Source organism: Alphaproteobacteria bacterium (assembly GCA_018662925.1).
GTDB lineage: Bacteria > Pseudomonadota > Alphaproteobacteria > 16-39-46 > JABJFC01 > JABJFC01.
On record JABJFC010000090.1, the window covers coordinates 19,068 to 27,886 of the forward strand.

The 8,819-nt window shown below is 36.9% G+C and carries 9 protein-coding genes and 1 pseudogene; 5 read left to right on the forward strand and 5 right to left on the reverse strand.

Features of this window, described 5'->3' with window-relative positions:
* Positions 1 to 7 precede the first annotated feature (7 nt).
* From HOL16_08360 to HOL16_08370, 3 genes are all read left to right on the forward strand, one after another.
* Positions 8 to 1,345: a hypothetical protein gene (locus tag HOL16_08360; GenBank protein ID MBT5390689.1), complete on the forward strand. Its 1,338-nt coding sequence runs from the start codon at positions 8 to 10 to the stop codon at positions 1,343 to 1,345.
* 398 nt (positions 1,346 to 1,743) lie between these two features.
* Positions 1,744 to 1,977: a hypothetical protein gene (locus HOL16_08365; GenBank protein ID MBT5390690.1), complete on the forward strand. Its 234-nt coding sequence runs from the start codon at positions 1,744 to 1,746 to the stop codon at positions 1,975 to 1,977.
* Positions 1,974 to 2,261, forward strand: coding sequence for a hypothetical protein (locus HOL16_08370; GenBank protein MBT5390691.1), 288 nt, complete (start codon positions 1,974 to 1,976; stop codon positions 2,259 to 2,261). The genes HOL16_08365 and HOL16_08370 overlap by 4 nt, the downstream gene beginning before the upstream one ends.
* A 146-nt stretch (positions 2,262 to 2,407) precedes the next feature.
* On the opposite strand, the gene HOL16_08375 is transcribed toward HOL16_08370, so the two are convergent.
* The 4 genes from HOL16_08375 to HOL16_08390 form a co-directional block, all read right to left on the reverse strand.
* Positions 2,408 to 2,707: a hypothetical protein gene (locus HOL16_08375; protein MBT5390692.1), complete on the reverse strand. Its 300-nt coding sequence runs from the start codon at positions 2,705 to 2,707 to the stop codon at positions 2,408 to 2,410.
* Positions 2,708 to 3,113: 406 nt separating this feature from the next.
* Positions 3,114 to 4,358 (reverse strand): Rpn family recombination-promoting nuclease/putative transposase, encoded by a 1,245-nt coding sequence (locus HOL16_08380; GenBank protein ID MBT5390693.1) that lies wholly within the window; start codon positions 4,356 to 4,358, stop codon positions 3,114 to 3,116.
* A 489-nt stretch (positions 4,359 to 4,847) separates the two neighbouring features.
* A complete protein-coding gene (locus HOL16_08385; GenBank protein ID MBT5390694.1) occupies positions 4,848 to 5,099 on the reverse strand; it encodes a hypothetical protein in 252 nt (83 codons plus the stop codon).
* A gap of 42 nt (positions 5,100 to 5,141) precedes the next feature.
* The gene (locus HOL16_08390; protein MBT5390695.1) at positions 5,142 to 5,447 is read right to left on the reverse strand and encodes a hypothetical protein; all 306 of its coding nucleotides are present in this window, start codon (positions 5,445 to 5,447) and stop codon (positions 5,142 to 5,144) included.
* Positions 5,448 to 6,082: 635 nt separating this feature from the next.
* Here HOL16_08390 and HOL16_08395 point away from each other — a divergent pair.
* Positions 6,083 to 6,598, forward strand: a complete 516-nt coding sequence (locus HOL16_08395) for a methylated-DNA--[protein]-cysteine S-methyltransferase (GenBank protein MBT5390696.1) — start codon at positions 6,083 to 6,085, stop codon at positions 6,596 to 6,598.
* 519 nt (positions 6,599 to 7,117) lie between these two features.
* Here HOL16_08395 and HOL16_08400 read toward each other — a convergent pair.
* A pseudogene (locus HOL16_08400) lies at positions 7,118 to 7,867 on the reverse strand (IS6 family transposase).
* 185 nt (positions 7,868 to 8,052) lie between these two features.
* Between HOL16_08400 and HOL16_08405 the strand changes: the two are divergent.
* Entirely contained in the window at positions 8,053 to 8,529 is a 477-nt protein-coding gene (locus HOL16_08405) for a hypothetical protein (GenBank protein ID MBT5390697.1), read from the forward strand.
* The last annotated feature ends 290 nt before the right edge of the window (positions 8,530 to 8,819 follow it).

The following is an 8,819-nucleotide window of genomic DNA, read 5'->3' on the forward strand; positions in this document are numbered from 1 at the left end:
CGCGTGCGTGTGCTTGCTTTTTAGTATACAGACAATCTTTGCTTCGCCAGAGATACGTGGATGGCGTGGGGTTGATAGTGAAACTTTAGAATCTCTGCATCCTAGGGCTAAAATTTTTGAGCACCATAATGAATTAGCCCAAATAGAAGAAGAAGTTCTTCAAGGAATAAAAAACTTTGACAGAGATTGGGCGGGAAGGAATATTTTCGTTGTTAGGTTCAATTATCTTGTTTTGGATGAAGAAACCCAACAATATGAACTGGAAAAAGTATTGGATGAAGATCTAGTTTACGATAGTTCAAGTGCTAATATAACTTCAGTCAACGGAATTAAACGTTTTATAGGAAGTAAACTACAAGAAAATTTGCTTTCAATGCTTAAATACGTTAATTCAGAGGATACGGATACTTCTACAAAACAGGCAGTTTCAAAACAAAAACACACAGACAACCAAAGGAAAGTAAATTCTTCGTATATGGACTCATATGAATCCTTTGATTCATTTTCTGATATTTCAGAGCTGCGAGAGAAACTTAAGGAATACGAAAATCGTTTTAGTGGAAGCGTCCATTTCTTTGATTTTAACACGACGCAAGATGAAATTGACAAAAGCTTTAGAGCACTCCTTAATTACACAGAAAAACTTCCAGAATTAAATAAGCAAAATGAAAGGCTGAAATTAACATTTAATACAGTTAGCGAAGAATTCTCGAGAAAGGCAGAAGAAAAATATACTGAAGTAAATGACGCTTACCAACGTGAGTTCACGGGAATAAGTGCCACACTTGCAGATCTACGGGATCATGCGAATCCCTTAAAGTATAAAGAAGAAGACTATTTTAAGCGCGTTAGAGCAGCAGAAAAAGAATTTGATGCTTTTAGGAGGAGATTAGATTTTGATGCGATCAGGCGAAATGAAGTTCTATATCAGTTATGGCATAGTGAACAGAAGTTTATTGGTGATTTGCGAAGACAATTTAATCTTCCTGAAGCAAATAGATTTTTCAAAGTAAGAGAGCAAAGAGCTGGAAAGAAACGAGTATTTTTTATGATCAATATTCATTCAAGGTTTGATATTTGTGGAGATACTTGTGGGCCTGGCCTTCTCGCTACTTGTTCTCCCTTTGGTGAATTTGCGGAAAAAATTCGTGAACATTTTAGAACGGATTTTGCACTTGTTTCCTCTTTTCGGCAGTTTAGAAATCAATGGACATCCCAAGAGGTTGAAGACTTTAAAAAAGAAGCTGCTTCAGACATAAGAGAAGAAAAACTCCCATATTTTCCCGCTTTCTATGTTGGAAATTACTCAGAGGTTCAATCTGGAGATGATACAGTAAATGAGTAATATGTATCAGTCTATCATCAGTTTTGAGGGCACCGTCAAGTTAATCTGAGTTCTAGGTGCTTATGAAGATTATGTTATAATTTTAGATTCTAACTCAGAAGATTAGATAATGTATTTATACTCCTAAAGGTCAGGGGGGGACGCCATGGAGAAGATGCAACCTGGATTTCGAACGCTGAGAAGTGGTACAGCTACCCTGTGTATCAAGACATGTCCGTTGACGATCGGGAAGCTCGAAAGCACCGATATAGGATTAGTTGTTTTAGACCAAGCTATTGGTAAGGAAACAGGTATTATCCATCACGATATTACTGAAGATGAGATTTTAAAATCGTTGGAATTGCAAGTAACAGGCTACCTCGCTGTTTTCTCGAATAAACACGTGGGAGATAGAATACATGATTACTATGAAGGGCCCAGTTATCAAAGTAGACGACAAACGAATTTTTTACGACATCGACACTTCCGGAGGTCAAAGTGGAAGTGGAGTTTACGATGTTAGTGACAATCCAACTGCAAGGTATGTTCTTACTTATGGTTCAGATGACTATAATATAGGCACGCGTGTTAATCAGTTGATGATTGATTGGATAAAAGGTGTAATTGATTATGAAGAAGGAGAGTCGTCATGAGAAATTTTTTTAATTTTTTTGCTGGAGGAGCAACAGTTTGTACTCTTTTGCTATCGTTCGAGGTGGATTCTATGATGAAATACAAAACACCCGGTAATGATGATTTTAACGTAAAACAAGGAACAGGTTTGGTGCCCCCAAGTTGCAATAAACCTCAGAAGATGAAAGTGCCCGATTCCGATCTAAGTTCGTATCACACAGATGAAGATGGTCGGACTTTTTACGTTAAGGGGACTGATGTGACTAGATCAGAGACTCAGAAACTTGAAGTTGTTAATGAGTAGTTATTGAAGGAAGCTTCGGGGTTTTGATTATATAGATACCAATCGTGGAGGAGAGCCGCGGGAGATATGGAAGCGCTATGGTGTGCGATGCTATTCTATATCTTTTACAAAATTATTTATTTTCAAAATGAAACTTAGATCATTCCTTACCTGGCGAGTAAATATTCCTCGACCGGATTGGGAACGACTCTGATAGAGTACCTAGTTTTTTCCACTGATCTGGAGCTTGAAGTCTTTTCAAAAAAGTGTTTTTTCTCAAAAAAGTCCTTGTGCAATTTCATAAACTCTTCCATGCCGGCTTTTAGCTCAGCTATAGAAAAGTTCCACACAAGTTTTTTCATGTCGTTTTTATTTTCAACTCCAAGCTCTAAGATTGCACCTCCGCCGTCTTTAAGGTGGCTAAATATAGAAATACCATCTTCAAGCCCACAAGTTTTCTGTTTCATACGAATCACTTCAGACTGCTCAAGACTGCTCCATGGGAACATTACGCGCTCAGCGTTCATTAGAATGTCAAGAGAAGGATCCTTTTCAAAGAGAGCTTTCTTTAGATATATTTTGCCCCAGGCATCGTTTGAGAAATAGGTTGATGCTTTTCGATTGGGCGAAACGACACCATACTAAACTTATTTAAAACCAAGTGCCTTAAATTTCTTAACTACTTCTGAAAGTTCTCTATTTTCAGGTAATATCCTTATTTCATATTTCTGTTTACTGCTCATACCGGAACTCCATATAGATCCACTAAAAACGATCACCAATGCATATGCTAATAAGTTAAAACTATAGAGAAACCTCTGCACAACAAATCCACATTAACTTGACCGTGCATCAAGATTATGACACTTGCTTTTAGAGTTTAGAAATGTCCGATTCCCTTAAGCCCGTCATTTTCATAATCTCCTCTAGCGATATCCTTTTATTTTTCATTCTGCTGGCTATCTTTAATATTTCTTCCATTTTACCTTCTCTCAGCCCCTCTTCTCTTGCTTTTTTAACGATCATAGCCGTGTGTTGAGAGTATCGGCTGTATTCTTGATCGTTATATTGCCTCATAATGTCTGGAGGGAATTTGTCCATCCGAAGTCTCTCATAAGCCTCACGAATAACCGGAGATTTTACTTTATCCACATCATTCCATGTTTTATAATGAGCCGCACGAAAAAGCTCAACCCACTCACGCATTTTAGGGTCTGCTACAGGTCCTTTACTTAAAACAGAACACTGAATTAACTCAATACCATCAATTTTGTCCTCAGGATTTAAGACATCAACAAACTTATAATGTTTAATTACTTCTTTTGGTCTAACTACCCAACGCTGCATATCACTCTTTCCACCTCCAAGAATACTAATCGCAATAACCTTTTGGAGTTGTCCCCAATTGTCACCTGAACGGAGTTGACGATCAAAATAGAGCGCGGCATAAGCAAGAGCACGTCGGTCCAAGAAATCTTGAGGAACGACTTGAACTGCAACAATCGCATGATGTCCATCAGAGAGGCGGCAAGTTAGATCCATTTGAGCTGCTTTTAAAGGACGTGGAAACGCATCTCTTAAATCGTTAAAGTGATGGGCAAATTCACTAAGAATTTGTGTGTCTCCATTCTGTTTTTGAGTCGAATTTGTCTCAGCAATATATAACTCACCTTTACTAATACGGTGCATGAGAGAAGCCGTTTTCTTTGTATTTAAAATGTCTCTTAGTTCTGTAAATTCCTTTATAGGCGATAAGTTGTGATTGAGAGTTTCTGTACTTATAATATCAAGATTTTTCGCAAAAGTTTGGACAAAATCGAGGCGAACATCGTCCGAAGTGAGCATATACCGAAAAGCGGAATCGTAAGTCGGTATCCCAAAGATTTGATCAGTTTCTTTATCATCTACTTCCTTCAATTGACCTGTTGTTGAATGAAGTAAACGTCCAGGCTTAGCAATAGTAAAGGTAGCACGATGTGTGCAATGCCTAAGTAACCCCAATGTCTCCTTAAAAAATGGTTCAAATCCTCGCAAAGGATTTGAACTTGCTTCAAGGGAATAAACCATGAAAACTAATATCAGTAAGAAACTTACAAAAAGGTATTTTGAATATTTCATAGAAGCTACTCCTTATATGAAGTAATTCATGTTACTAATAAATCACCTCATTTAATCTGTCAAACTTTAGCTTCGGCTGTGTCGTAAACTCATAATATTTCCAATGTAGTAATAACGCCCCCGCGTTGCAAGAAGCTTGACGGTTATGAGAAGCCAAAAAGGCAGGGGTGCCTCAAGAAAATTCTTAAGTAATGCGCTTTAAAAATCAGTCTACTCAGCTTTTTCCTAATGTTTTCAGTATATGTGCTTATGCCTTTTGTTATCAAAACCATGCCATTGTTATATGGGCGGAATCCCTAGAAAAACAGTGCAAGTAATAGATCCTTATTTTTTCATGAGGTGGCCCTATACAAGCAAACTAAAGACTGACTTAATTAAAATGCGTAAAGAAAACTCCCGGATTAATTTAATTTAGCAACTTTGCCTGGTTAAAACGTTCTACCTGAGGGACACTAAATTTAAAGCGCTTCAGACTTCTGTTTTTACATATTAGCCTAAGAATTTAATTTTTTTTGGACTGTTCATAATTATATTCAAATACTTACGGTGTGCTTCAGCTTCTTCTGGCAGCATGTGATATGAACGCACAAAACCAGCAAGATGCTGTTCAGGAGCCCATATTAGCTTTCTTGCAAGCTTTAACTTTTCAGATAGTTTTCCTGGCAACGCTTTTAGTAATGCATTTACATTTTGTGCTATTACGAGATCACCCCTGACATCAATGTACTCGATACTTTCCATTGAAAACAATGGAACCAGCCTAAGAATTCCCTCACCAAAAATTTACGTTTCTACCAAATTTAAAATTCGCAACTTTTTAAATTTTAGCAATTCTTCAACTAAAGCATCCAATTCATAATTAAAAATATAATTTCTGTTAAGATCTAGTATTTCACAAGTCTCTCTATGATCAGCCAACCTTTGAATTGCAACCGATGTCGAAACATATGATCTCTCATCTGTAAAAAGGTCATAAGACAACCCATTTACTGAAAAATCTGTGCAAAACCCCTCTTCTGAAGAAGATTGGCTAGCTACTAATCCAAAAAAAACGGCTATAGTTACATACCTTAAAAATTGATTTGCCATGAGACAGGTACCTTAGATTTATTTTCTAGAACAATTAGTTCTAAACACCAATAAAGCGAGCCAGTTATCCGCTACAGCCTCTTACTTTTTCTTCAATCTTCCCTGACAAACCATCCGATAATAATGTCTATGCGTTTTCAAGCATTTTCTGAATGAAGAAGAAAATTGTGCGAACTTGGTCCCAATTCACTTTCTGGGACAATTATAAATTTGCTGCGTACTCTCAATCTGTTGTCAATAGTTTCAACCAATTCAGAATCTAAATGATCAAAGGCATCGTTCAAAGTAAAAGAATTGTTCGTAATAATAATAGACTTAGTAGTTTTATTTCTAGCAAATTTTAAGAGTGACGCCAAGTGGCTCGTATTAAGTTCATTAGATGAAAAATTAAAAAAAACGATATGATTGAACATTGATAACGTGATTAAAATTAAATAGAACCTCCTAAAAATGCCCACTATTCCATCATATCAAATGATTATATCATGTCTAGAGGTTAATAGAGGTATCCAGATTAAAAAAAACGTGGATTTAAATTTGTCGGTTCTACCTCTGCTATGCTTTTATGTAGGCAACCGGCATGATGAATGACCATGCTACTGGTTGTTTCAGATATAAGGAAATAGGCTAGTAAAATGGATAAAATTAATATTCAATATTACAAAACTAAAATCGGTGAATTAATCTTAGGTTCATTTAATAATGATCTTTATTTGCTTGATTTTAGATATAGAAAAATGAGAATCGCGATTGATAGCCGAATCCAGAAAGGGTTAGAGGCTGACTTTATTGAACGAAATAATCAGCTTTTAGAAAGAACCCGACAGCAAATTGATGAATATTTTTCTGGAAATAGAAAAAAATTTACAATCCCATTGTTGTTGGTAGGTAGCTCTTTCCAGAAAAATGTTTGGAAATTGTTGTTGAAAGTACCCTATGGAACCACCTCAACCTATCTGCAATTAGCAAAAAACATAAATAATAAGAAAGCCGTTAGAGCAGTTGCAAATGCCAATGGAGCCAATGCCATAGGTATCATTATCCCCTGCCATCGTATCATTGGCACAGATGGCAGTCTTGTAGGGTATGCAGGTGGATTAGCTGCTAAAAAACGACTATTAAAACTAGAAAATGACGAATTTCGAAGTTAATGATTAAACCCCAAAGTGAATTTCTTGAATATATACTCGAATTATTAGAGCCTTCGGGCGATATAACATCGTGTCGTATGTTCGGTGGTTATGCTATCCGGAAAAATAATTTGCCTATTGCCCTGATATTCGGTGATTAGATATTTTTCAAGGTGGATGAAAGTAATCAAGCAGATTATGAGGCGATGAGCAGCTCACCATTCTCCTACGAAAAGAAAGGCAAAACTATAATTGTTTCCAACTGAAAAGTACCGATTGAGATATTGGAAGATCCAGGTGAACTGATACAATGGACTGAGAAAGCCTATCAGGTAGCGTTTAGAGCAAAGAAACAATAAAGCAGACATTTAAGAAACATCTCTTTTTGCCTTCTGCACACCCTGATATTCTTCCCCTGGCACCGTCAAGTTATTACTCCGGAAGTAAAACAGTTGTCGAATGTTTGTGACGCAACTAGCATCTCTTAAGGAAATTCTAATTTAGAACGCTAACTGTTTGCTAGCCGGAGTAATAATGAGCTTAGCACTCATTCATCCATAATTGAGGCTGGAGAGACATTAAAGCGGCTTCGCTGCAGATGAAGAGAGCAGATCTAAAAGAGTTTCGCTGTTTATGTGTCCTTTGTGAATACCTCCCCACATCAACGGAAAAAATATTACGTAATTTTCCCATGAGAGATATGCTTCTCTGGACTTCTTGAGGAGATTTGAACTTGATCAAAGACTTTTCCTTGCGACGTGTTGTAGGTTGATGAGCATTTTTAACACGATTGTTCAAACCTTTATGAGATAGATGTTCTTTCTCAGGACACATAGAGCGTATAGGCTTTATGTAACTTCTCAACTTATCTGTTATAATGAGGCCTGCTTCAGAATATCTGTCTAACAAGCGACTTAAGAAACGAATAGCAGATTTCTTATTGTGACGTTTCTGAAGAAAGACATCGAGCTCATATCATTGTGAATCAACAACACTCCATAAGATAAAGGGTTTCTCATTGATTTTAAGAGTCATCTCAGCAAAATGCCACGTATCACTTGGACTTCTCTCTCGCATCTTAATAACTTCGTGGAAGTGCCTTGAAAATTTGAGACACCAAGAACGAATTGTTTCATGACTCACAATGATCCCACGAAAAGCCATCTGTTCTTGAATGTCACAGTAGCTATGGTTGAATCGGTGGTAAAGCCATGCAGCATGACTGATAATGGAAACTGGAAAACGGTGACATCTAGGCACTAATAATAAGGATATGGTGATAACCTTCATAATAAAATTCCAACATAACACAAATCCACATTAACTTGACGGCGACTTAAATAAGCCTTGTTTTTACATATTATTAAATTATATCAATAAATTATGTTTTTTTGTTTGTGCGGAAGTTTCTAATAAATTATTATATTCAAGTCGATTAAAATTAACTGCATTTTTGATAAAAGAGCGGGGCAGCTATGATAAAATATGGGTTGAATCTGATGGTCGGCGTATTTGCGCTGTGCTTTTCTATATCAATGCATGCACAAGGAGGAAGAGGTGATGAGGCATCTGAGGATGCTAGACAAAAGCGTGTTTCATCTTTCCAACAACGAACAAATGGTAGCCGTTTAAAAGTAAGCAATTTTGAGTTTGATGAGCGAGAACTTAAATTGCCAACATGGTCTGATGACTTAGAAGAAAGAAAAAGTCAAAAAGCTGCTTGGATCAGGCAGCAGCAAGAAGAATTTGAAGAAATGCAGAGAAAAGCAGACTCTATAATGCACCCTACCAATCCAGAAATTATAAAAATGCGCAGGGAAGCTAGAGAGGGAGCTATTCGATCTCATTTTTTGATTCCAGATGGGCGTGGAGGTTATATGCCGAATCCAGCAGTTTTTGGAGATAGAAGTTGGGTGACCGCAGGTCGTGGCAATCATGTAGCTTCACACTAAAACAAATTCCTATATTGCGCGTGTTTTTAGCGGGTTGTTTTTTAGGTATTTAATATTTTATCATTTTTAAGTACCATTTCATGCAACTATGCCTCCCCCGGATTTTAATATTCTTAGTTTTATTATTCAATTCTAGTTGCGCTTTTGCACTATACCCTTCGTGAATAAAAGTATGGACTTTTAGGAGGCATTACCTTATAAGCTATTGTTATGAAGACGTTTTTAAGCCAATCAGAAGAAGAACAGCTAAGAAAGCAGCATAGGCGAGAGAAAAACGGTCGAGTTCGAGA

Excerpts from the sequence above, each read along its gene's own strand:
- HOL16_08365 (MBT5390690.1), top strand. The coding sequence starts at position 1,744 with ATGATTACTATGAAGGGCCCAGTTATCAAAGTAGACGACAAACGAATT.
- HOL16_08370 (MBT5390691.1), top strand. The coding sequence starts at position 1,974 with ATGAGAAATTTTTTTAATTTTTTTGCTGGAGGAGCAACAGTTTGTACT.
- HOL16_08375 (MBT5390692.1), bottom strand. The coding sequence starts at position 2,707 with ATGAAACAGAAAACTTGTGGGCTTGAAGATGGTATTTCTATATTTAGC.
- HOL16_08380 (MBT5390693.1), bottom strand. The coding sequence starts at position 4,358 with ATGAAATATTCAAAATACCTTTTTGTAAGTTTCTTACTGATATTAGTT.
- HOL16_08385 (MBT5390694.1), bottom strand. The coding sequence starts at position 5,099 with ATGGAAAGTATCGAGTACATTGATGTCAGGGGTGATCTCGTAATAGCA.
- HOL16_08390 (MBT5390695.1), bottom strand. The coding sequence starts at position 5,447 with ATGGCAAATCAATTTTTAAGGTATGTAACTATAGCCGTTTTTTTTGGA.
- HOL16_08395 (MBT5390696.1), top strand. The coding sequence starts at position 6,083 with ATGGATAAAATTAATATTCAATATTACAAAACTAAAATCGGTGAATTA.
- HOL16_08405 (MBT5390697.1), top strand. The coding sequence starts at position 8,053 with ATGATAAAATATGGGTTGAATCTGATGGTCGGCGTATTTGCGCTGTGC.